At 71.9% G+C, this 22,701-nt stretch carries 24 protein-coding genes and 1 riboswitch; of the genes, 13 read left to right on the top strand and 11 right to left on the bottom strand.

The genetic code is table 11. From position 1 onward, the window contains the following. Positions 1–3 precede the first annotated feature (3 nt). On the bottom strand, positions 4–720 hold the full coding sequence (locus DK412_RS08515; protein WP_109971599.1) for a response regulator: 717 nt from the start codon (positions 718–720) through the stop codon (positions 4–6). A gap of 222 nt (positions 721–942) precedes the next feature. Between DK412_RS08515 and DK412_RS08510 the strand changes: the two genes are divergently transcribed. From DK412_RS08510 to DK412_RS08485, 7 genes are all read left to right on the top strand, one after another. Beyond that, positions 943–1,221 (top strand): accessory factor UbiK family protein, encoded by a 279-nt coding sequence (locus DK412_RS08510; protein WP_109971598.1) that lies wholly within the window; start codon positions 943–945, stop codon positions 1,219–1,221. A 280-nt stretch (positions 1,222–1,501) separates the two neighbouring features. Further along, complete coding sequence (locus tag DK412_RS30905; RefSeq protein ID WP_048466719.1) at positions 1,502–2,005, top strand: YbjN domain-containing protein; 504 nt, start codon at positions 1,502–1,504, stop codon at positions 2,003–2,005. Next, complete coding sequence (gene proC, locus DK412_RS30900; RefSeq protein ID WP_280953978.1) at positions 2,002–2,817, top strand: pyrroline-5-carboxylate reductase; 816 nt, start codon at positions 2,002–2,004, stop codon at positions 2,815–2,817. Before DK412_RS30905 ends, proC begins: the two co-directional genes overlap by 4 nt. 162 nt (positions 2,818–2,979) lie before the next feature. Next, on the top strand, positions 2,980–3,792 hold the full coding sequence (locus DK412_RS08500; protein ID WP_204165529.1) for a TetR/AcrR family transcriptional regulator: 813 nt from the start codon (positions 2,980–2,982) through the stop codon (positions 3,790–3,792). Positions 3,793–3,911: 119 nt separating this feature from the next. After that, positions 3,912–4,490, top strand: a complete 579-nt coding sequence (locus tag DK412_RS08495; RefSeq protein WP_109971596.1) for a cytochrome b — start codon at positions 3,912–3,914, stop codon at positions 4,488–4,490. Between the two features lie 19 nt (positions 4,491–4,509). Then, entirely contained in the window at positions 4,510–4,854 is a 345-nt protein-coding gene (locus DK412_RS08490; RefSeq protein ID WP_109975143.1) for a DUF3088 domain-containing protein, read from the top strand. A gap of 127 nt (positions 4,855–4,981) precedes the next feature. Next, complete coding sequence (locus tag DK412_RS08485; RefSeq protein WP_109971595.1) at positions 4,982–6,463, top strand: HWE histidine kinase domain-containing protein; 1,482 nt, start codon at positions 4,982–4,984, stop codon at positions 6,461–6,463. A 262-nt stretch (positions 6,464–6,725) separates the two neighbouring features. Here DK412_RS08485 and DK412_RS08480 read toward each other — a convergent pair whose 3' ends face one another. Beyond that, entirely contained in the window at positions 6,726–7,133 is a 408-nt protein-coding gene (locus DK412_RS08480) for a VOC family protein (protein WP_109975142.1), read from the bottom strand. A gap of 91 nt (positions 7,134–7,224) precedes the next feature. Here DK412_RS08480 and DK412_RS08475 point away from each other — a divergent pair, with 91 nt between their 5' ends. Continuing rightward, a complete protein-coding gene (locus tag DK412_RS08475) occupies positions 7,225–7,926 on the top strand; it encodes a YafY family protein (protein ID WP_109971594.1) in 702 nt (233 codons plus the stop codon). Between the two features lie 102 nt (positions 7,927–8,028). Here DK412_RS08475 and DK412_RS08470 read toward each other — a convergent pair whose 3' ends face one another. Next, a complete protein-coding gene (locus tag DK412_RS08470) occupies positions 8,029–8,940 on the bottom strand; it encodes a LysR family transcriptional regulator (RefSeq protein WP_109971593.1) in 912 nt (303 codons plus the stop codon). Positions 8,941–9,087: 147 nt separating this feature from the next. Between DK412_RS08470 and glyA the strand changes: the two genes are divergently transcribed. Next, the gene (glyA, locus tag DK412_RS08465) at positions 9,088–10,356 is read left to right on the top strand and encodes a serine hydroxymethyltransferase (RefSeq protein ID WP_109971592.1); all 1,269 of its coding nucleotides are present in this window, start codon (positions 9,088–9,090) and stop codon (positions 10,354–10,356) included. A gap of 204 nt (positions 10,357–10,560) precedes the next feature. Here glyA and DK412_RS08460 read toward each other — a convergent pair whose 3' ends face one another. Both DK412_RS08460 and DK412_RS08455 read right to left on the bottom strand, forming a co-directional pair. Then, positions 10,561–11,322 carry a 5-oxoprolinase subunit PxpA gene (locus DK412_RS08460; protein WP_109971591.1) on the bottom strand — a complete coding sequence of 254 codons (762 nt, stop codon included), beginning with the start codon at positions 11,320–11,322 and terminating at the stop codon, positions 10,561–10,563. Positions 11,323–11,445: 123 nt separating this feature from the next. After that, positions 11,446–11,655, bottom strand: a complete 210-nt coding sequence (locus DK412_RS08455) for a hypothetical protein (protein WP_245447485.1) — start codon at positions 11,653–11,655, stop codon at positions 11,446–11,448. Positions 11,656–11,981: 326 nt separating this feature from the next. Between DK412_RS08455 and DK412_RS08450 the strand changes: the two genes are divergently transcribed. Continuing rightward, entirely contained in the window at positions 11,982–12,539 is a 558-nt protein-coding gene (locus tag DK412_RS08450; protein ID WP_162596154.1) for a hypothetical protein, read from the top strand. A gap of 7 nt (positions 12,540–12,546) precedes the next feature. On the opposite strand, the gene DK412_RS08445 is transcribed toward DK412_RS08450, so the two are convergent. The 6 genes from DK412_RS08445 to DK412_RS08420 all read right to left on the bottom strand — a co-directional run bounded on the left by DK412_RS08445 (position 12,547) and on the right by DK412_RS08420 (position 16,774). Then, positions 12,547–13,311: a sulfite exporter TauE/SafE family protein gene (locus DK412_RS08445; RefSeq protein WP_245447483.1), complete on the bottom strand. Its 765-nt coding sequence runs from the start codon at positions 13,309–13,311 to the stop codon at positions 12,547–12,549. Between the two features lie 21 nt (positions 13,312–13,332). Beyond that, a complete protein-coding gene (locus tag DK412_RS08440; RefSeq protein WP_109971589.1) occupies positions 13,333–13,596 on the bottom strand; it encodes a hypothetical protein in 264 nt (87 codons plus the stop codon). Between the two features lie 108 nt (positions 13,597–13,704). After that, complete coding sequence (locus DK412_RS08435; RefSeq protein WP_109971588.1) at positions 13,705–14,109, bottom strand: ACT domain-containing protein; 405 nt, start codon at positions 14,107–14,109, stop codon at positions 13,705–13,707. Further along, positions 14,106–14,552: a thioesterase family protein gene (locus DK412_RS08430; protein ID WP_109971587.1), complete on the bottom strand. Its 447-nt coding sequence runs from the start codon at positions 14,550–14,552 to the stop codon at positions 14,106–14,108. Before DK412_RS08430 ends, DK412_RS08435 begins: the two co-directional genes overlap by 4 nt. Positions 14,553–14,643: 91 nt before the next feature. Then, positions 14,644–15,471 (bottom strand): aldo/keto reductase, encoded by an 828-nt coding sequence (locus DK412_RS08425; protein WP_109971586.1) that lies wholly within the window; start codon positions 15,469–15,471, stop codon positions 14,644–14,646. Between the two features lie 88 nt (positions 15,472–15,559). Then, positions 15,560–16,774 carry an ABC transporter substrate-binding protein gene (locus tag DK412_RS08420; RefSeq protein ID WP_109971585.1) on the bottom strand — a complete coding sequence of 405 codons (1,215 nt, stop codon included), beginning with the start codon at positions 16,772–16,774 and terminating at the stop codon, positions 15,560–15,562. A 428-nt stretch (positions 16,775–17,202) separates the two neighbouring features. On the opposite strand from DK412_RS08420, the gene DK412_RS08415 reads away from it, so the two are divergent. From DK412_RS08415 to DK412_RS08405, 3 genes are all read left to right on the top strand, one after another. Beyond that, on the top strand, positions 17,203–18,549 hold the full coding sequence (locus DK412_RS08415) for an IS4 family transposase (protein WP_109971307.1): 1,347 nt from the start codon (positions 17,203–17,205) through the stop codon (positions 18,547–18,549). Between the two features lie 84 nt (positions 18,550–18,633). Then, positions 18,634–18,837: riboswitch (cobalamin riboswitch) on the top strand. 239 nt (positions 18,838–19,076) lie between these two features. Continuing rightward, positions 19,077–21,215 carry a TonB-dependent siderophore receptor gene (locus DK412_RS08410; RefSeq protein WP_109971584.1) on the top strand — a complete coding sequence of 713 codons (2,139 nt, stop codon included), beginning with the start codon at positions 19,077–19,079 and terminating at the stop codon, positions 21,213–21,215. Then, positions 21,215–22,633 carry a peptidase gene (locus DK412_RS08405; RefSeq protein ID WP_109971583.1) on the top strand — a complete coding sequence of 473 codons (1,419 nt, stop codon included), beginning with the start codon at positions 21,215–21,217 and terminating at the stop codon, positions 22,631–22,633. The genes DK412_RS08410 and DK412_RS08405 overlap by 1 nt, the downstream gene beginning before the upstream one ends. Positions 22,634–22,701: the final 68 nt, after the last annotated feature.

Genomic DNA, 22,701 nt, shown 5'->3' with positions numbered 1-22,701 from the left:
CCGTCATGTCGAGACCACCTCCGGCGTGAACAGGTAGCCGCCGGAGCGGATGGTCTTGATCATCTCCGGGTTGCGGGGATCGCGCTCGATCTTCTGGCGGATGCGGCTCACCAGCACGTCGATGCTGCGCTCGAACGGCCCCGGCGCGCGCCCCTGCGTCAGGTCGAGGAGCTGGTCGCGGGAGAGCACCCGGCCCGGCCGCAGGCACATCGCGTGCAGCAGGTCGAACTCGGCGCCGGTGAGCGACACCTGCGCGCCCTCCGGGTTGAGGAGCTGGCGCAGGCCCGCATCGAGCACGAAACCCGCGAAGGCGTGGCGGCGCACGCCCTCGTCGTCGCGGCCAGGCGCCGCGGCGCCGCGGCGCAGGATCGCCCGGATGCGGGCGAGCAGTTCGCGCGGGTTGAACGGCTTGGCCAGGTAGTCGTCGGCCCCGATCTCGAGCCCGACGATCCGGTCGATCTCCTCGCTCTTCGCGGTGAGCATCAGGATCGGCATGCCGGAGGCGGCGCGCAGGCGCCGGCAGATCGACAGGCCGTCCTCGCCCGGCAGCATCAGGTCGAGGACGATCAGGTCGACGCGGGAATCGGCCAAGAGCCGGTCCATCTCGCGGCCGTCGCCGGCGATCGAGACCCGGCAATCGTTGCCACGGAGATAGCGGGCGATCAGCGTGCTGATCTCGCGATCGTCCTCGACGATCAGGATGTGCGGTGTCGTGCTCACGGGTTCGCCTTATGCCCGAGACCGGGTTTTGCTTGAAGCCACCATTGTGCAACCGTCTGTTGCTGGGCCCCATCCGCGACACCGTCGCGCAACCGAAGCGGCCACAAGCGGTCCGATCGCGATGGTGCCGCATTTTCGCGCGACGGGGAGCCCGGACCGGGGCCCATTCCGGGTTGAAATGCATTAGGGCTGTGCATCACGGACCAGCCCCGGAGTTTTTCCATGCAGCAGAACCGCCTGTTCGACGACTTCGCCCGCCTGATGACCGACGCCGCCGGCGCGGCCCAGGGCGTGCGCCGCGAGGCCGAGACCATGGTCAAGGCGCAGATCGAGCGCATGCTGCGGGACATGGACGTCGCCACCCGCGAGGAGGTCGAGGTGCTGCGCGATCTCGTCGCGTCCTTACGCGCCCAGAACGATGCGCTGACCGCCCGCGTCGCGGCGCTGGAGGCCGCCCCCGGCGCCAAGAGCACATCGACGGGCGGCACGGCGACCGCCTGACTCGTCGTCCCGACGCGTCCCGCTTGTGCACAGGAAGCTTCGGTGGATAGCCGGCGGCACGCCGCCGCCACCGCGGCTTTCCGCTTTGAGTCCCTCGACTCGCCCGGGCTATAGTGGGTCACGCCCTGATTCGCAGCCGCTCTGGGGAGACAAGTCGGAACTTAAGCTTTTCGCCTGCACGTCCTGACCGTGCCCGGGTCGCGATCTGCCTTGAAGACGACACTCGCCGCGTTCGCTGACGCAGCTGTTTCCCGCTCGGACGAGCCAAACTTGGATCGCCATGACCCAGCTCAACATCGACGACCTGAACCGCGCCGAGCACCCGCTCGATGTCGTCGAGCGCCTCGCCTCCCTCCGGGACTGGATCTTCGATCGTGCCGAGACCGACGAGATGTCGGTGGCGGTGGCGGGCCGATGGGCCGAGTACCACGTCGCCTTCACGTGGATCGAGGACGTGGAGGCGCTGCACGTCGCCTCCGCCTTCGACCTGAAGGTGCCGGAGCGGCGGCGCAACGAGGTGCTGCGGCTCGTCTCGCTCGTCAACGAGCAGCTCTGGGTCGGCCATTTCGACCTCTGGAACAGCGAGCACGTGGTGATGTTCCGCCACGCGCTCCTGCTCACCGGCGGCGCCGAGCCGACGCACGGCCAGTGCGAGACCATGCTGAAGACCGCGGTCGAGGCCTGCGAGCGCTACTTCCAGGCGTTCCAGTTCGTGATCTGGGCCGGCAAGAGCGCCCGCGAGGCCCTCGACGCCGTGCTGTTCGAGACCGAGGGCGAGGCGTGAGCGGGGCCCTGCCCGCCTCGCTGATCCTGGTCGGCGCCGGCAAGATGGGCGGATCGATGCTGGAGGGCTGGCTCGCCGACGGGCTGCCGGGCGCCCGCGTCACCGTCGTCGATCCGAACCCCGCCCCCGCAATGGCGGCGCTCTGCGCCGCCCACGGGATCGCCCTCAATCCGGACAAGCCGGCCGAGCCCGAGGCCCTGGTCCTGGCGATCAAGCCGCAGGGCCTGGAGGCCGCCGCCGCGACGGTGGCCCCGCTCGCCGGGCCGGACACGGTCGTGGTCTCGGTGCTCGCCGGCAAGACCATCGCCAACCTCAAGGACCGCCTGCCCCGCGCCCGCGCGGTGGTGCGGGCGATGCCGAACCTCCCGGCGAGCATCCGCCGGGGCGCCACCGGCGCCGCGGCCTCGCCGGAGACCACCGAGGACCAGCGCCGCACGGCGCACGCGCTCCTCTCGGGCATCGGCCTCGTCGAGTGGCTGGACAGCGAGGACCTGATCGACGCCGTGACGGCGGTCTCAGGGTCCGGCCCGGCCTACGTCTTCCTGCTGGCCGAAGCCCTGGCGAGTGCGGGCGTCGCCGCCGGGCTGCCGGCCGAGGTGGCGGCGCGCCTCGCCCGCCAGACCGTGGCGGGGGCGGGCGAGCTGCTCGGGCAGAGCCCCGAGGAGCCGGCGACGTTGCGCCGGAACGTGACCTCGCCGGGCGGCACCACCGCGGCGGCGCTCGGCGTGCTGATGGCCGAGGACGGGTTGAGCCCCCTGATGCGCGCGGCCGTGGCGGCGGCCAAGAACCGGGCCGGGGAACTGGCGGGCTGAAATCCCCCCTATCGCGTCACCTCTCCCTCACCCGGGCGCGACGCCGCGGCCCCCTGCCCGGCGGCCGGGCCGATCCCTAGATACGCGGTCGAGGCGGTGATCCGCCTCGGGGAGGCGCCGCAGCGCTCCCTCTCAGCCTCACCGGTATCGGAGCGTCCATCCATGGCCCGCACCCCCAAGGCGTCCGACGGCAAGCCGTCCGGCAGCACGACCTCCGGCGCGTCGCACGACGCCGGGGCTGCGCCGGAAGCCGCCCGCCTGCCGCCGCGGGAGGCGATCGTCGAGGCGCTGATGCGGCTTGCCGCCGAGCAGCCCTGGAACGACATCGAGGTCGGCGACATCGCCCGCGAAGCCGGGGTGAGCCTGGCGGAGTTTCGCGACGCCTACCCGTCGAAGGGCGCGGTGCTCGGGGGCTTCGCCCGCATGATCGACAAGCAGGTGCTCGAGGGCGCCAGCGACGACCTCGACGACGAGCCGACCCGCGAACGGCTGTTCGACGTGCTGATGCGCCGCCTCGACGCGATGGATCCCTACAAGCCGGCCCTGCGCCGCATCGCCTTCGCGCTGCGCGGCGATCCCCTGTCGCTCGCCGCCCTCAACCAGGTCGCGCTCAACTCGCAGCGCTTCATGCTGGCCTCGGCCGGCATCAGCACCGAGGGGCCGCTCGGCCGCGTCAAGCTCCAGGGCGTGGTGATCGCCTTCGCGCGCGTCATGGAGGTGTGGTTCGAGGACGACGACCCGGCGCTCGCCCGCACCATGGCGGCGCTCGACCGCGAGATCCGCAACGGCGAGCGCTTCATGGAGCGGGCCGAGGACGTGCGCCGCCTGACCGCGCCGTTCCGGGCGCTGGCCCAGTCCCTCGCCGAGGGCGGACGCCGCCGGCGGCGCCGCGAGCGCCGGGACGATGACCGCCAGGACGACCGCAACGAGGACGAGGGCAATCCCCTCGGGGGCGATCCGGCGGCGGCGATCTGACGCCGCGTCCGTCCCCGGCATTTCGAGCGATTCCAGGGTGACCATGCGTCGCGGAGTGTCTAGCCTGCGGGGGTAGACCAGCCCCCGCCGCGACGGCGGCCCTGTGAGGACCATCCCGGATGCTCGACCTGTCCACCCGCGCGCCGGTCCCGATCGCTCGCGTCGAGCAGCCGCGCTACTCGGCCATGGCGCAGGGTCTGCACTGGCTCACCGCCGCTCTGGTGCTGGCGGTGCTGCCGCTGGCCTGGATCGCCACGAGCCTGCCGGCGAGCCCGGCCAAGGGCTTCTACTTCCAGCTCCACAAGTCCGTCGGCATCACGATCTTCGCCATCGTCGCGATCCGCATCCTGTGGCGGGCCTGGCACCCGGCCCCGCCGGAGGTCTTCGTGCCGAAGGGCCTGGCCGTGCTCGGCCGGATCAACCACTGGCTGCTCTACCTCGTGTTCCTGCTGATGCCACTGAGCGGCTTCGTGATGTCGGCCGCCGCCGGCAACACCACGCAGTACTTCTTCCTCTTCCCGATCCCGCCCTTCATGGCGAAGAACGAGGCGGTGGCGAAGCTCGCCGACCAGATCCACCTGGCCGGCCAGTACGCGGTCTACGCCCTGGTGGCGTTGCACGTGCTGGCGACCGCGTGGCATCTGATCGCCCGGCGCGACGCCCTGCTCGACCGGATGCTGCCGCGCCAGGACGTGTGAACTCCGGAGCGTGACGGTCTTGCGCGACCACCTCTACCTGCTGGCGCCGGACTTCACCGACCCGGCCTATCCGGGCCGGCGCTTCTACTGCTGGCACTGCGCCCTGATCGAGGGCGTGCTCGCGGGTTTTCCCGCCCTCGCCGAACGCCTCGCCGTGACGCGCCTGCCCTGGCCGCGCCCGCGGCAGGCGCTGATCGACCGCCTCGGTGAGAACCACCAGTCGCTGCCGCTCCTGGTCTTCGCCCCCGACGCGCCGGAGGCGCTCGCCACCGGCCGCCACGACGACCTGCGCTTCACCGACGACAAGGACGCGATCCTGCGGGCCCTGCACGCGCGCCACGGCTTTCCGGAGCCGCATCCGTAGACGCGGCCTCGGATGCGCGCTTTTGCAGCAATCGCGGGCATTGCGTGAAGCCGGGCCGTTGGCGATGACACAATAGGCGTGGAGACGAGACGTCTCACCCCGTCCCCGCGCAGGAGGCGACGCAAGCGTGACCGAGCGCCGCGACGACAGCCGCATCGCGACCGAGCTGATCCGGACCGGCGCCAGTCCCGATCCGTTCGCGGCCGCCGTGCGGGCGACGCGCATGCCGATGGTGATCACCGACCCGCACCAGCCCGACAACCCGATCGTCTTCGTCAACGACGCCTTCACGCGGCTGACCGGCTACGCCCGGGACGAGATCGTCGGCCGCAACTGCCGCTTCCTGCAAGGACCCGAGACCAACCCCGCGGACGTCGCGCGCATCCGCGACGCGATCGAGCGCCGGGTCCCGGTCGAGATCGACCTCCTCAACCACAAGAAGACCGGCGAGGCGTTCTGGAACCGCCTGCTGGTCTCGCCGGTCTTCGGCGAGGACGGGCAGCTCACCTACTTCTTCGCCTCGCAGTTCGACGTGACGCTGGAGCGCGACCGGCTGGTGCGCCTTCAGCGCGACCGCGACGCCCTGGAGCGGGAGATCGAGCGGCGCCCGCTCGCCCTGCGGCGGAGCGAGGAGCGGCTCCACTTCATCCTCAAGGCCTCCCGCCTCGGCTCGTGGACCCTCGATCTCGACGGCATGCGGCTGATGGCGTCGGAGAGCTGCAAGCGCATTCTCGGCCGCGATCCGGCCGAGCCGTTCACCTTCGATGACCTGATCGCCGCGATCCTGCCGGAGGACCGCGAGCGGATGCAGGCGGCCGTCCGGGGGTCGATCGAGACCCGGAGCGACTACGACATCGAGTACCGGATCCGCACGCCGACCGGCGAGGTGCGCTGGCTGCAGATCCGCGGCCAGACCTTCTACGACGCGGACGGCGCGCCCCTGAGCATGGCCGGCGTGACCCTCGACGTGACCGAGCGCAAGCGCGGCGACGAGCACCGGGCGCTGCTCGCCGAGGAATTGAACCACCGGGTGAAGAACTCGATGGCGACGATCCAGTCGATCGCCAACCAGACCCTGACCCACGCTTCCTCGCTCTCCGAGGCGCGCACGGCCTTCAACGCCCGCCTGCAATCGCTCTCGGCCGCCCACGACGTCCTGACCCGCGAGAGCTGGGAGGGTGCGACCCTGGCGGAGATCGCGGACGAGGCCCTGCGCCCGTTCCGCACCGGCGCGGGCCTGCGCTTCGCCATCGACGGCCCGCCGGTCCGCCTGCCGCCCCGGCTGGCGCTCGCCTTCGTGATGGCCCTGCATGAACTGGCGACCAACGCGGTCAAGTACGGCGCGCTCTCGACCGAGGCGGGCCGGGTGCTGCTGACCTGGGAGGTAACCTTCGACGGTCGCCTGCGGCTGCGCTGGGAGGAGACGGACGGCCCGCCGGTCTCGGCCCCGGCCCGGCGCGGCTTCGGCTCGCGGATGATCGAGCGGGTGCTCGCCGCCGAGATCGGCGGCACGGCGGAGGTGGAGTACCGGCCGGGCGGGGTGGTGGCGCAGGTGGAGGCGCCGTTGCCGGTGGTGGGGGTTGTGGTGGGTGGGAACGCTGGCGGTTGAGGGCCATCGGGCCGGCCCTGGAGGGCTGCTTTCGATCCATCTCATTACCGACGGTCGTTGAAAACGACCTTTGGTGCCGTTCTCGAATTTTCGCCAAGCCTTCGGCTTGGGGTCGAAAATTCGAGATGGGTCAACGGCCTCGTCGATCTCGGTCCTGCCCGAGGTCGACGTTGCTGCGTCAGCATCTTAGGCCGTTGGTATCTGACGGTGCGATCGTCCGCTACAGACCTGTAGGATGCGGACGATCTAACCTCGATTGAGATTATGGCTGGTCGAGGCGCTGCTCGGCTTCCGCCGTCACCGGGGCGAACAGATTGACGAGCGTGCCGTCCGGGTCGCGCAGCAGCAGCGAGCGGTTGCCCCATGGCATCGTCGTCGGCGGCTGCACCAGCGCCGAACCAAGGTCGGGCGCGAGCCGTGCGTATTCCGTGTCTACATCGCCGACCCGGAACTCGATAATCGCGCTGCGGTTGGCCGCCGCCTGGGCGACGGCGTCACCGCCGAACAGGGCCAGGGTGCGCGTGCTGCCGACCGCCAGCGTCGCGCCCGTCGTGCGCAACTCGGCGAAGTCAGGCGTGTAGCGGGTGGCGGAGAGCCCAGTCACCGCCTCGTAGAACGCGACAAGACGATCAACGTCAGCGGTGATGATGCGGGTCGAGGCGAGATGCATGCTGTCCTCCGGAACGGCCGCGGCATTGACGCCGCGGAGCATGGGCGTAACCGAACCCTCCTGACACCGTCCTGTCAGCAAGGATGAGCCGATGCGTCGTGCCGATCGCCTGTTCCAGATCATCCAGATCCTGCGCCGCTCGGCGCGACCGATCACGGCCTCGATGCTGGCGTCCGAACTCGAAGTGACGGTCCGCACCGTCTACCGCGACGTGGCGGACCTGATCGCGCAGCGCGTGCCGATCCGGGGTGAAGCAGGGGTGGGCTACGTCATCGACCGCAACTACGACATGCCGCCGTTGATGCTCAGCACTGACGAGTTGGAGGCGGCGGTGCTGGGCGCGCAGTGGGTCGCAGACCGCGGCGATCCAGGGCTGGCGAACGCGGCGCGCGATCTGCTCGCCAAGATCGCCAACGTCGTTCCCGACCATCTGCGCCCGTTCGTTGCCGATCCGGGCATCGGCGCTGCTCCCAGCCGCGCCACGTCCGTCGATGGCCTCGACATGGCGCGGCTGCGTGCCGCGATCCGCACGGGGTGCAAGGTGCGCATCCGTTACCGCGATGAGACTGGCCGCGTGAGCGAGCGCGTCGTCTGGCCGGTGATCGTCGGCTACGCCGACACCGTCCGCTTGCTTGCCGCGTGGTGTGAACTCCGACAAGCCTTCCGTCACTTCCGCGCCGACCGCATCGAGGCCGCGGTCTTTCTCGATGAACGTTTCGAGCGACGGCCCGCCGATCTGCGGCGGGATTGGAAGTGCCACTTCGAGGCCGAGCGCGGCGTGCGCTTGCCCTGAAGGGCTGACTGACCGTGGATCGTGGGACATCCAGAGCGGCGAGGCTGGGTCGGATGCGGAACGTCCGCTCCCGAGCAAAGAGCCAAGGTCTGCTACCCACGCTCAGCAGCGGTCCACGCGGTCGAGCAGCCCGCCTCGCGGCGCGTCCCCGCTCAACCACCGGATCACCCCCGCCAGCCGCTCCCCCTCCCCGCCCTCCGGCACGATCAGCCGCAGCGGCGCCCCCGCCACCACCCGGTCCCCGAACGGCGCGACGAGGCGCCCGGCCGCCAGCGCCTCGCCCACCAGCGCGCTGTGCCCGATGAGCACGCCGTGTCCGGCGAGCGCGGCGTCCAGCGCGATGCCGTAGAGCGAGAACGCCGCCTCCCGGGCCGGGCGCAGGGCCCCGGTGCCGTGGTGGGCAAGCCAGCGCGGCCAGTCCTCGCGCCAGACCGAATCGTGCAGGAGCGTCGCTGCGCTCAAGTCCCGCGGGTGGCGCAACGCCGCCGCCAGCGAAGGCGAGCAGACCGGAAACAGGTTGTCTTGCGCCAGAACCACGCCGGTGCAGCCGGCGGGCGCCTCGCCGAAATACAGGCCGAGATCGACCCGCTCGCGGGCATAGTCGGGCGGGTCGTCCCGGGTCAGGATCGCGACGTCGAGGTCGAAGGCGGCCTGCAGGCCTGGGAGTCGGGGGGCGAGCCAGAGCTGGGCGATGCAGGGCAGGGCCGCGAGCGTCAGGCTGCGCGGCCTCGCGACCGCGCGCATCACCCGCACCGCCTGGTTCACCGCATCGAAGGCCGTCGTCAGGGACGGCAGCACCGCCCTGCCCTCCGGGGTCAGGCACAGGCCGTTCGGCCGGCGGTGGAAGAGCGGCCGGCCGAGCCAGGCCTCGAGCCCCTTCACCTGGGCGCCGATCGCCGCCGGGGTGACGTGCAGCTCCCGGGCCGCCGCCACGTAGCCGCCGTGACGCGCCGCCGCCTCGAAGGCCCGCAGGGCGTTGAGGGAGGGCGGGGCCGCCCGGCCGGCCGGATCCATCGCGAGGCCTCAGCGTGCGAGGCCAAGAAAAGCTTGGCCGGAGCCGCAGCTTATCCCGTTTGCGGGCCGATCGGGCAAGACCGACACTCAAGCCCGACACTCGGGACGCCCGACCCTCGGGCCCTGCGACCGACGGGATCCTCGACCATGCGCCTCCTCCACGACGGCTATTTCGACCGCGGCCTCGACGCCGACCCGGAGCTCGCCGCCTCGATCCGCGGCGAGCTCGCCCGGCAGCGGGACGGGATCGAGCTGATCGCCTCGGAGAACATCGTCTCGCGGCTGGTGCTGGAGGCGCAGGGCTCGGTGCTGACCAACAAGACCGTCGAGGGCCTGCCCTACCGGCGCTATTACGGCGGCGCCGCGCATGCCGACGCGATCGAGGCCCTGGCGGTGACCCGGGCGACGCGGCTGTTCGGCTGCCGGTTCGCCAACGTGCAGCCGCATTCGGGCTCGAACGCCAATGCGGGCGTCTTCCTCGGCCTGCTGGCGCTCGGCGACACGATCCTGTCGATGGGCGTCGAGGCCGGCGGCCATATCAGCCACGGCCATCCGGCGACCCTGACGGGCCGCGACTACCGGATCGTCCGCTACGGCGTGGAGCGCGACAGCGAGCGCGTCGAACTGGAATCGGTGGCAAAGCTCGCCCGCGAGCACCGGCCGAAGATGATCGTCGCCGGCGGCTCGGCCTATGCCCGCGCTCTCGATTTCGCGGGGTTGCGCGCCATCGCCGACGAGGTCGGGGCGCTGCTGATGGTCGACATGGCGCATTTCGCCGGCCTCGTCGCCACCGGGCTCTATCCGCATCCGTTCCCGCACGCCCACGTGGTCACCTCGACCACCTACAAGTCCCTGCGCGGCGCCCGCGGCGGGCTGGTGCTGTGGAACGATCCCGCCCTGTCGGACAGGATCAATGACGGGATCTTCCCGGGCGTGCAGGGCTCGGTGATGATGCACGCCGTCGCCGCCAAGGCGGCCTGCTTCGGCGAGGCCCTGCGGCCGGAATTCCGCGCCTACAACCAGGCGGTCCTCGACAATGCCCGGGCGCTCGCCGCGAGCGTCGCCGAGGCCGGGATGCGCCTCGTCGCCGGCGGCACCGATTGCGGGCTGATGCTGGTCGACCTCTCGCCGCAGGGCATCACCGGGGACGTGGCCGCCGAGGCGCTGGAAGCGGCGGGCCTCGCGGTCAACAAGAACCAGATCCCGTTCGACACCCGCCCGCCCGAGGCTCCCTCGGGCCTGCGCCTGTCCTCGAATGCCGGCACGGCGCGGGGCTTCGGGGTGGAGGAGTTCGGCCAGGTCGGCCGCTGGATCGGCCGGGTGGTCGCGGCGCCCCGTGACGAGGCCGGGCTGGCGGTCGTGCGGGAGGAGGTGCTGGCCCTGTGCCGGCGCTTCCCGATCTATGACGGGGCGTGAGGCTGGTCAAAACAAGATTCGGAGAGCCTGTTCGATTGGATCCACGGATGTGACACCCTCCACGGTCAGTCCGGGGCCGCGCAGCGGAGCCCGGACTGACGTGGAGGGTGTTGAGACGGTCAAGCAAGCCAAACTGGCTCTAAGGAATCCGGTAGAGGCCCCAACGGCGCATGCGCCCCAGCCCCGTCCCCACCCCCGATCGGCTCACGCCCGGAACGAGGCGAGCCTTACGCCCGCGCCTTCGAGGCGGGCGCGGACGGCCCGGGCGAGCGCGACCGCGTGGGCGGAATCGCCGTGGACGCAGACCGAGCGGACCGGCGTCGGCAGGCGCTTCCCGCTCGCCGCGATGATCGCCCCCTCCTGCACCATGGCGAGCACGCGCTCGGCGGCCTCCGCCTCGTCGGTGATCATCGCGCCGGGCTGGTTGCGGGGGATCAGGAACCCGGCCTCGGTGTAGCCGCGATCGGCGAAGATCTCCTGGTGCACGTCGAGGCCCTGCGCCTCGCCCGCCGCGACCTGGGCGGTGAGCGCGATGGCGAGCAGCGACAGCGAGGGATCGACGGCCTTGACCGCGCGCGCGATGGCATCCGCCATCTCCCGCTCCACCGCCGCGAGGTTGGCGAGCGCCCCGTGCGCCTTGACGTAGGTGAGGCGGTGGCCGGCATAGGCCGCGAGGCCCGCGGCGGCACCGACCTGGTAGGCGACGAGCCGCTCGACCTCGCCGGGGGTGAAGGGCAGGATCCGGCGGCCGAAGCCCCACCGGTCCGGATAGCCCGGATGGGCGCCGACCGCGACGCCGCGGTCCCGCGCGATGGCGAAGGTGCGGGCCATGATCTCGGGATCGCCCGCATGCAGGCCGCAGGCGACGTTGGCCGAGGTCACGACCTCCAGCATCGCCGCGTCGTCGCCGCAGCGGTAATCGCCGAAACCCTCGCCGAGGTCCGAATTGAGGTCGATGGACAGCATGGCGGGCACCCCGAGCAGTGGAAGCGGATGCCTGTTCCTGGCACCGCCCAGGCGCCCCCGCAACCCGCGGGCCGCGCCGCGCCGGGTTGTTTCCCAGGCTGTCCTGCCGCGCCGCCCCGCGGCTCAGAGCGCCAGGACGCTCACCGACAGGTCGAGCGCGCTCCGGGCGAGCCAGAGCACGCCCCAGCCGATCAGGCCGAACCAGGCGAGCACCAGCGGGACGCCGACCGCCAGGGTGACCATCATCGCGGCCCGGCGCAACCTGGTCTCGTATGAAGCGGCGAAGGTTGCGGCCCGTCCCATCGCGAACGCCTTCGTGTCGAACTGGATCATCGTTGCCGGTTCCGGAGAGGTTGTGCCGTCGCGGTGGCAAGGGGCGGGCCCGACAGACACGTGCGAGGAGCAGGCGCTGGAACGCCGAATGGTTAATAGAGTTCCGACGGCACTCTGCGACATGCTGGCGCAGGCCGGTCCGACGCGGATCGCGCCGAACTGAGACAGCGCAGTGAATTCCTAAACCTCGCGCGTGGACGCCTGTGCCCCGCGCGACTACCTTCCTCGACACGGTCAGGTTGCGACGACCGCCGCGCGGCCCAGCGTCTGGGCCGCGACGACCGAGGAGCCGGGCAGGCCGCCCCTGCCGATCCGGAGGTGCGATCATGCGTGACGGGATGCGCCGCTCGGTCGGCCTCGCCCTGTTGCTCGGCATCCTGTGCGCGCCGCCGGCGCGGGCGCAGGATCCCGCCGCCCCGCGCCCGTGGAGCGATCCGCCCTCGCGGCCGGCCGAGGTCCCGGCTGTGACGGAAGCGAGGAAGCCCGCCTCCCCGGCCGTCGAACCCGCCGCCGCGACGCCCGCGCGACCGGCCCCGAAGCCGGCGCGGACCGCCGCGCGGCAGCGTAAGGCCGAGCGCCCGGTCGCCGTGCGGCGCGCGCCCGAGCGGCGCGAGCGCGTCGCGGCGCGCCCGATCCGGCGGCCGGTCGCCGAGGCGCCGCGCCGCGCCGCCTTCCGGCCGGAGCCGCGGCCGGTGCGGGTCGCCCGCCCACTGCCGCCGGAGATGGCCGGCTACCGCGACGTCGACCTCCTGGTCGATGCCCGCGCCGACCGGATCCGCCGCGCCCAGGACGGCGGCTTCCTGGTCATGCGCCGCACCACCATCGAGGATCCGATGGGCCGGCGGATGCAGATCCTGCGGCCCATCGACGACGACGAGGAGTAGTGTCCTCTCACAGCCACGGCCGCAGGGCCAGGTGGGCGCCGAGCAGCAGAAGGCCGATCAGGAAAGCGCGCCGGAAGGTCGGCGCCGAGACCCGGCCGCGCAGCCACTGCCCGGCCGCCATGCCGAGGAGCGCCGGCGCCAGGGTGGCGAGGGAGGCGGCCCCGGCGGCGAGCGGCAGCGCGCCCTCCCGCGCGAGGCCGGCGGCCAGCGCCACGGTCGAGACCGTGAAGGACAGGCCGAGGGCCTGGATCAGCGCGTCCCGGTCGAGCTGAAGCGCCTGGAGGTAGGGCACCGCGGGAATCACGAAGACCCCGGTCGCCCCGGTGACGAGGCCGGTGGCGAGGCCGACGACCGGCGACAGCCACGGCTCGGCGCCGGCCGGCACCCGGACGGAGAGGCCGGCGAGCCCGATCACCGCGTAGGCCACCAGCGCGATGCCGAGTGCGCTCGCCGGGCCCGGCCCCTGGCCGCCGGCGATCAGCCCGGCGCTCGCTACCGTGCCGACGGCGACCGCCGCCATCATCGGCCACAGCCGCCGCAGCAGGGCGCTGGAGCGCGGCCCGGCGAGGAGCTGCCAGACATTGGTGACGAAGGACGGCACGATCAGGAGCGCCGCGGCCTGGGCCGGGCTCATCACCGTGGCGAGCAGCCCCACCGCCACCGTCGGCAGGCCGAGCCCGATCACGCCCTTGACGAAGCCGGCGAGGAGGAAGGTGGCGAGGATCACCGCCCAGCCGAGCGGGCCGGCGCTGCCGGCGAAGAGGTCGGTCACGGAGTGCGTCGTCTTCGTGCGTCAGTCGCGGCCGGCCAGGTCGCGGAGCATCGTCTCCGAGCTCGGCAGCGGGCGGGTCAGGGCCTCGACCGGCGCGACGTGCGGCGAGACCGAGGCGTCGACCGGGTGGCCTTCGAGGAGGAGGCCGGCGGCCAGGATCGCGAGGGCGAGGGCGACGAGCCCGAGCGGGCCCGCCCCCCGGGACTGAGCGGGATGCGCGGCGGCATGGTGCGGGTCCTCCGGTTGCGATGCCGGCAGCTTGGGCGGCGGCGGAGGGTGCAACAAGCCGTAAGGGGCGAAAGGTTCCTTCGCGGGAGATGGAGGCCGGGGGAGCGATCCGGTGCGTTTCCTTCCCGTGTGGCAGGTCTCTCCAGGGAGACCCGCGCTCGATCTTCAGAGGGTTTCCTGGCCGCCAGGCTCCCGCAGCACCCCCATCGCCTCCTCCGCCCGCGCCGCCGGCACGAACAGGTGGTCGTGGTGGAAGGCCGAGACGGCGTTGACGGCGATCCCCCGTCCGGCGAGGCGCGCCGCCACGGCGGCGAGGAAGCCGACGGCCGCGAGCGAGGAGTGCACCGTCAGCGTGATCCAGCGGCATGGGAATGCACTCGTGAGACCGGCCCGCGCGGCCTCCGCCTCGGGAAGGATCAGGGTCGTGCCCTCCGCCTCGCGAAAGCTCATCACGGGGGCGAGGCCCGCCGGCAGCGCGCCGTCGTCCAGGGTGGCGAAGACGTAGGTGCCGGGACGCAGCTCCGGCCGCATCCGGGCCAGGAGCCTGCCCAGATCGGTTTCGCCGCTCACGGGGCGGCCACGGCGAGCGGCTCCAGCACCCGCCGCAACTCCTCCGGCAGCGGCACCGGGCGCTGCGTCGCCCGGTCGACGTAGACGTGGACGAAGTGGCCCTGCGCCGCGGCCTCCTCGTCGTCGTTGCGAAACAGCCCGACCTCGTAGCGCACGCTCGACGTGCCGCGATGCGCGACCCGGATCCCGGCGGTGACCCGGTCGGGAAACGCCATCGAGCGGAAGTAGCGGCACCCGGTCTCGACCACGAGGCCGATCACCGGGCTCTTCGAAATATCGAGGGCGCCCTCCGCGATCAGCACGCTGTTCACCGCCGTGTCGAAGAACGCGTAATAGACCACGTTGTTGACGTGGCCGTAGACGTCGTTGTCGGCCCAGCGGGTGGTGATCGGGACGAAGCGCCGGTAGGCGGCGCGGGTCTCGGGGGGCGTACGGCCGCTCAACGGACAAGCCTCGCGAACAGGACGGGAGGCCTCAAGCCTAGGCCGGCCCGGCTCCGGCGATCAAGCCGGGCTCACGCCTCGCGCGCCGGACTCACACCCCGAAGGTCTCCGGATCCGGCCCCATCCGCCCGGCCGGATCGTCGAGGGCGTTTATGCGGGCGAGATCCTCGGCGTCGAGGGTGAAGCCGTCGAGCTCCCGGTTCTCGCGGATGCGGGCGGGCGTGGCGGATTTCGGGATCGCGACGGTGCCGCCGTCCAGGTGCCAGCGCAGCACGATCTGGGCCGGGGTGCGGCCGTGCTTCGCGGCGATGGCCTGGATCGCCGGGTCGTCCAGCAGGCCGCCGCGGCCGAGCGGCGCCCAGGCCTCGGTGACGATGCCGGCCTCCTGGTGGAAGGCCCGCAAGGCCTTCTGCTGGAAGCGCGGATGCAGCTCGACCTGGTTGACCGAGGGAGTCGAGCCGGTGGCGTCGATCACGCGCTTGAGGTGCTCGACCGTGAAGTTGCAGACGCCGATCGAGCGGGCGCGGCCATCCTCGCGCAGGCGCATCAGGGCGCGCCAGGTGTCGACGTAAGCCCCGCGCTGCGGCACCGGCCAGTGGACGAGGTAGAGGTCGACGTAGTCGAGGCCGAGGCGGCTCAAGGATTCCTCGCAGGCCCGCAGGGTCTCGTCGTAGCCGTGGCGGTCGTTCCAGACCTTGGTGGCGACGAAGATCTCCTCCCGCTTCAGGCTCGATGCGGCGACGGCGCGGCCGATGCCGGCCTCGTTGCCGTACATCGCCGCGGTGTCGATCAGGCGGTACCCGGCCTCCAGCGCGGTGCCGACGACCGCCGGGGCCTCCTCGTCGGAGAGCCGCCACACCCCGAAGCCGAGCTGGGGGATGCGCTTCCCGTCGTTGAGGGTCAGGACGGCGTCGGACATGAGGAACACTTTCGGCGGGGTCTGACAGGGGTGAACCCCTGATCTGGGTCGGGCCCCGCCGATGTCGAGCAGGATGGGCTTCGGCGCGTTACTTCACCAGCGGGCAGCCGCCTTCGGCCATCGGCCGGAACGCCTGGTCGCCCGGCACGGTGTCGAGGAGCTTGTAGTAGTCGTACGGGCCCTTGCTGTCGGCCGGGGCCTTCACCTCGTAGAGGAACAGGTCGTGCACCGCGCGGCCGTCCTGGCGCACCGTGACGGTGCCGAAGAGCGGATCGTTGATCGGCTTCTCGCGCAAGGCCGCCACGACCTTCTCGCCCTCGATGGTGCCGGTGTCGCGCACCGCCCGCAGGTAGGCCAGCGTCGAGGAATAGACGCCGGCATGGTTCTCGGTCGGCATGCGGCCGTTCATCCGCTCGCCGAAGCGCTTGGCGAAGGCGCGGGTGCCGTCGGTGCGGTCCCAGTAGAAGGCGCTGGCGAGCTGGAGCCCCTGCGCCGCCTTGAGGCCGAGCGCGTGGGTGTCGGAGAGCTGCACGAACAGCGCCGCGAGGCGCATCTCGGGCATCACGCCGAACTCCGCCGCCTGCTTGACGGCGTTGATCATGTCGGCGCCCGTGTCCGCGAGCGCCAGCACCTGCGCGCCCGAGCCCTGCGCCGAGAGCAGCGGCGAGGCGAAGTCGCCGGCATTGAGCGGGTGCTTGCTCGACCCCTTCACGGTGCCGCCGGCGGCCTTCAGCGCGACGGTGGCGTCGCGCTCCAGCGCGTGACCGAGGGCGTAATCGACGGTGACGAAGTACCAGGACTTGAGGCCGCGGCCGGCGATGGCCCGCGCGGTGGCCGAGCCTTGCGCCCAGGTATCCGAGACCCACTGCACGGTGGTCGGCGCGCAGGCCTTGCCGGTGAGGTCGGAGGTGAGCGCACTCGAGGCGAGCGCCACCCGGTGGCGCTCGCGCATCAGGTTGGACACCGCCAGCGCGACCGCCGAGTTCGGCAGGTCGACGATGGTCGAGACGCCCTCCTGGTCGAGCCAGCGCCGGGCGGTGGCGAGCCCGATATCGGGCTTGTTCTGGTGGTCGGCCGAGACGACCTCGACCTTCAGCTCGCCGGCCTCCTTGGCGAAATCCTCGACGGCGAGCTGCGCGGCCGCGACCGAGCCGGTGCCCGCCTGGTCGGCGAAGGGCCCGCTCATGTCGCTGAGCACGCCGATCTTGATCGGCGCCTTGGCGTCCTGGGCGAGGGCGGGGGCACTCAAGGCCAGCGACAGGGCGAGGCCGGCGGCGCCGGCGGCCGTTGAGCGGAACGACATCGGGGGACCTCCCAGGGGGCTTTTTGTCAGATCTTATGCACGGCCCGGGCGGGCCGGTTCGGGGTCCTGTATGTCAGGGGTGCGGGGCGGCGTCGATGCGGGATCGCGCGGCGTGGTTGAGAAAGCTGGGGTCTGCCATCGGCGGCGGGGAGCGGGTGGGATCGTCGCCCGACATCGATCGAGGCGCGCCCGCGAACCCTCCCCCCTCTGCGGGGGAGGGTGGTCCCTGCATCAGCAGGGGCCGGGAGAGGGGCAGCGCGACGCTGATCCAGATGGCGCCCTTCACAACGGTTCAGGCTTTTCCGGAACCGTGGTTCCCCTCTCCCGGCCTGCTCCGCAGGCCACCCTCCCCCGCAGAGCTACGGCCTTGACGGAAATGGTTCGGCGTCTGTGAGTTGGGCGTCTTTGCGGTTCAGCGAGGACAACCGATGCGAGGCTTTGGATCGGGCGACGTACGCACCGAGGCCCGGGGGGCGTGGCTGTTTGAGCGGATCGTCACCACCGGCAGCGTGGTGCTGAGCACGGTGGGCGGCAGCGAAGCCGGTACGGCGGCCGCCCATCGCTACCTTTCCTCGCCCTGCGCTGACTGGCAGGGCATCCTGCAGGCTTTTGCAGCCCGCACGGCCCAGGCCTGCGCCGGGCGTCCGATCGTGGCCGTCCAGGACACGAGCGAGATCAACTTCACCCCAGCTGCTGCTGGCCGCCATGGCCTGGGGCCGGCCGGCAACGGCCGCAATCCCGGCTTCTTCCTGCACCCGGTCATCGCCGTCGATGCCGAGGACGAGGCGGTGCTGGGCTTGGTCGACGCCCAGCTCTGGACCCGCGCCGCCCGCCAGACGGCGCCACGTCACCGGCGGCCAGTCGAGGACAAGGAGAGCCAGCGCTGGATCACCGGAGCGGCCGCTGCCGCGACGGCTTTGGCCGACACGGCCCGGAGCTTGATCGTGGTCGCCGACCAGGAGGGCGACATCTACAGCCACTTCGCCCGTCGGCCCGCGGGCAGCGATCTTCTGGTGCGGGCACGCCATGACCGGCCACTGGTTGAAGGGGGCAGCCTTCAGGACAAGGCGTCATGGCCCGTCGCGACAACCGGCACCGTGGAGGTGCCGGCTCGCCCTGGGGTGCCGGCCCGCATCGCCAAGGTGAGGCTGCAGGCCGGACCGGTCGAGGTGGTCCGTCCCTCCGGCCCAGGCGCCCGCGAGCCGGCCAGCCTGAGGCTGCATGGCGTCTGCGTGCAGGAACTCGAGCCGCCTGTGGGCGTGACGCCCTTGTGCTGGCGGCTTCTGACGACGCGGGCGGTGCCGGATGCCGCCGCCGCGCAGGACATGGTGCGGCTGTACCGGTTGAGGTGGCGGATCGAGGAGGTGTTCCGCGCTCTCAAGCGCGACGGGCTCGGCCTGGACGAGACACAGGTGCGGGTGCCAGACAAGCTGTTCCGGCTGAGTGCCTTGGCGCTGGGAGCCGCCGTGCGGATCCTGCAGTTGGTCGATGCCCGCGACGGCAGCCGACGACCGATGCAGGACGTTCTGGATAAGGCGGCTCTGCCAGTGGTCGCGGAACTGGGGCGGGCCTGCGAGGGCAGCACGGACCGCCTGCGCAACCCTCACCCCGTCGGCAACCTGAGCTGGTTAGAGTGGATCGTGGCCCGCCACGGCGGCTGGAACGCTCCCAACTCGCCACCCGGTCCCAAGGTCGTCGCGCGCGGATGGGAGCGCTTCTCGGCCATGCTCGCCGGTGCCCTCCTCGCGAGAGACTCACTTCCGTCAAGGCCGTAGCCCGCAGAGGGGGGAGGGTTGGGGCGCGAGGCTCCCGTGTGTTGATCAAACCGACACCCACCATTGCTCCTTCGTATCCGAACGGCTAAGCTTGCCGTCGACGGTTCCCTCCGGGGATCAAAAGGGAACGCGGTGAGGGTTCGCCCGAAGCCGCGGCTGCCCCCGCAACTGTGAGCGGCGAGCCTTCCATCACTCATGTCACTGGGGACCCCTGAAAAGGTCCCTGGGAAGACGATGGCAGGCGCTGACCCGTGAGCCAGGAGACCTGCCGTCAGCCGTGGTCACACGCGAGCACGTCGGGCGGGGTGTCCTGATGGGTGTCGAGGCGAGGGCGCCAAGCCCCCGTCCCGCTGTCGTTCGCGGTGACGTGCCACAGCCCCGCGCCGTCCCGCCATGCCCGGTCCCGCCCTCCCCCGACCCGCCGACAGGGTGCGCGTCGCAAGGGATGCAAGAAATGTAACTTTATAACGTTACATATGCGACGAGACCGGCTACGGACGGAGTGGAAGCCCATCCCGGATACCACCATGCAAGCGCACCGCGCCCGCCGCGCGACGACCTTCGCCACCGCCCTCGCCGCCCCGCTGCTGGCCGCCGCCCCCGGCACCGCAGAAGAAATCGCCCTCGACCGCATCGAGGTCGCGGGCGTCCGCTCCCGGGAGGAGGCCGCCCCGGGCCTCAATCTCGCGACGCCGTCGCGCTCAGGCAGCCGCCTCGGCCTCACCCCGCTCGAGACCCCGGCGAGCCTCGACATCATCAGCGGCGAGACCGTCCGGGCCCGGGGCCAGAACACGCTCGAGGAGGCGGTGACCCAGAACGCCGTCGGCATCACCAGCATCGCCTCACCCGGCAACGGCAACCACTCCTTCGCCGCCCGCGGCTTCGTCGGGCCGAGCTCGGTGCAGCAGCTCTACGACGGCACCCGGCTCTATGTCGGGGTCGGCACCGTCACCTTCCCGTTCGACACCTGGTCGGCGGAGCGGATCGAGGTGCTGCGCGGCCCGGCCTCGGTGCTCTACGGCGAGGGCGCGATCGGCGGCATCATCAACGTGGTGCCGAAGAAGCCGACCTTCGTCCCGGTCGGCGAGGCGCGGGCGGCGATCGGCTCCGACGGCCTCGCGCGCCTCGCCCTCGATAGCGGCGGGCCGGTCGGCGAGGACCTGGCCTACCGGCTCAACCTCAGCGGCAACCGGGCCGACGGCTGGGTCAAGCCCGACGGCGACTTTCGCAATCTCGCCCTCTCGGCGGCGGTGACCTGGCGGGCGGCCCCCGACCTGAGCGTCACCCTCTCGCACGACCTCGGCCACAACGAGCCGACCCGCTACTGGGGCTCGCCCCTCGTCGACACGCGGGTGCCCGACCGCTTGCGCTTCACCAACTACAACATCCAGGATTCGCAGATCGCCTGGTTCGACAACTGGACGCAATTGCGCGCCGAGTGGAATCCCAGCCCCGACATCACGGTGCGCAACACCGCCTATCGCCTCTCCACCGAGCGGCACTGGCGCGACGTCGAGCAATACACCTACCAGCCGGCGACCGGCCTGATCGGCCGCAGCGACTACATCGAGATCCGCCACCACGAGGAGCAGATCGGCAACCGCCTCGACGCGACCGTCCGCGGCAGCCTGCTCGGCATCAAGAGTGCGACGGTGATCGGCTTCGACGTCAACCACATCGCGTTCCGGCGCGACAGCAATGCGCCGTTCGGGGGCGAGAGCGTCGTCGATCCGTTCGATTTCGCGCAAGGGCGCTTCATCAACCTCGCGGGCACCCGCACCGACATCGTCTCGCGCACCCGCCAGGCCTCGGTCTTCGCCGAGAACCGGCTGGAGCTGACGCCGCACTTCGCCCTGGTGACCGGCCTGCGCTACGACGCGCCGACGGTCGCGGTGAGCCGGCCGCTGGCCGGGACCGCCTTCGAGAAGACCTTCGACTCGGTGAGCACCCGCGCCGCGGCCGTCTATACCCCGACGCCCGATCTCGCCCTCTACGCGCAAGTTGCCACCGCCGCCGATCCGCTCGGCAGCCTGATCACCACCAGCGTGCCGCAGGCGCAGTTCCAGCTCGCCACCGGCGAACAGGTCGAGGCCGGCGCCAAGGGCCTGTTCGACAATGGTCGCGGGGAGTGGACCTTCGCCGCCTATCACATTCGCAAGGACAACCTGCTGAGCCCGATCCCCGGCCGGCCGACGGAGGTCGCCGCAATCGGCAGCCAGTCCTCCCGCGGGATCGAGGTCGCCTTCGCCTACCAGCTCTCGGAGCAGTGGCGCATCGAGGCCAACACCGCCCTGCTGCGGGCCCGCTACGACTCGTTCTCGCAGAATACCGATGCTGGCCTGGTGTCGTTCGCCGGCAAGGTCCCGGTCGACGTGCCGCAACGGGTGACCAATGTCTGGCTCAGCTACGCCTTCGCGCCGGGCTGGGTGGCGCGGCTCGGCATCAACGATGTCGGGCCGGTGTTCAGCGACTTCGCCAACACGGTCAGGCGGCCGGCCTACACGCTCGTGAACGCCACCCTGGACTGGCAGGTGACGCCGACCTCGCGCCTGTCGCTGCGCGGCTACAACCTGACCGACCGGCTCTACGCGATCTCCGGCAACAGCAATTCCTGGCTGCTCGGCCGGCCGCGCTCGGTCGAGCTCGCCTACCACGTCACCTTCTGATGCGCGGATTGCGCAAGCGGCTGAAACGGTGGCTGCATCTCGGCCACCGCTGGCTCGGCATCGCGACCGGGCTCTTCGTCGTCGCCTGGTTCGCCTCCGGGCTGGTGATGCTAACGGTCGGCTTCCCCGTCCTCACGCAGGCCGAGCGGGTCGCGGCGTCCGGCCCGCTCCGCCTCGACGCCGTGCGGCTGACGCCGCAGGCGGCGCTGGAGCGGTCGGGCGCGTCCGCCTTCCCCGATACCCTCACCCTGGCGATGCGTGGACCCGAGCCCGCCTACTGGATCACGCAAGGCGACGGACGGCGCCTCGCGCTCTCGGCCGCGACCGGCGCGCCGTTCCCGCCCCTGACGGCGGAGAGCGCCGCGGCGCTCGCCGCGACCCATCCCCTCGCCCGTCGCGTCGCCGATCTCGGCCCCGTCACGCGCGACCAGTGGACCGTGACGGCGCGCTACGATCCCTTGCGGCCGTTCCGGCGCGTGGCCCTGGGCGACGTGGCCGGGACCGAGCTCTACCTGTCGGTCGCCACGGGCGAGCTCGCCCTCGACACCACCCGGACCGAGCGGGTGTGGAACTGGGCCGGCTCCGTCCTCCACTGGGTCTACCTCACGCCGCTGCGCGCCCGCGCGGGCCTGTGGCAGGACGTGGTGCTGTGGATCTCCGGGATCACGCTCGCGGGGGCCGCGAGCGGCTACGCCCTCGGCTTCGTCCGGCTGATGCGCGGCCGGCTGACGCCCTACCGGGGCTTCGCCGCCTGGCACCACCTCGCGGGGGTGGCGGGCGGGCTCGTCGTCGTCACCTTCCTCTTCAGCGGTTGGCTGTCGATGAACCCGCGCGGCTGGTTCGGGCCGCGGGCGCCCGACGCCGCCATGCGGGCGGCCTATGCGGGGCAGGCGGCGCCGGTCTTCCCCCTCGGCCTCGACGACCTCGCAGGTGCGCCCGCCGGCAGCGTCGCGCTCGACTTGGCGTGGATCGGCGGCCGGCCCGTCGTCGTCGCCGCCGGTCCCGGCGGCACGGCCGCGTGCTGCGGTACGGTGCCGGCGCCCGCGACCATCCTGGCCGCGGCCGGCGCGATGCTGCCGGGGGCGAGGCTCGGCGCGGTGACCCGCCTCACGGCGCCGGACGCCTACTGGTACGACCGCCACGGCGCCCCGCCCCTGCCCACCTTACGCCTCGCCTTCGACGACCCGGCGGGAACCTGGTTCCACATCGATCCGGCGACCGGGGCGATCCTCGGGCGGACCGACCGCAGCGGGCGGGCCAATCGCTGGCTGTTCGATGCCCTCCACACCCTCGATGCCGGGCCCCTGGCGCAGAACCCGGCGGCGCGGCTGACGGTCATCGTCGCGTTCAGTGCCCTCGGCCTGGTGATCGCCGCCTCGGGCACCGTCCTCGGCTGGCGCCGCCTGCGCCGCGCCTGAGCTCGACAGCTTTTTTCCGCCCACCCGCACCGTGACCGAGCACAAGGCTGATCAAAGCAGACCGATCC

This window comes from Methylobacterium sp. 17Sr1-1, from assembly GCF_003173775.1.
In the GTDB taxonomy this organism is placed as follows: domain Bacteria; phylum Pseudomonadota; class Alphaproteobacteria; order Rhizobiales; family Beijerinckiaceae; genus Methylobacterium.
The sequence above is the reverse complement of the archived record's forward strand: the minus strand, read 5'-3'. Positions and strand labels throughout refer to the sequence as shown.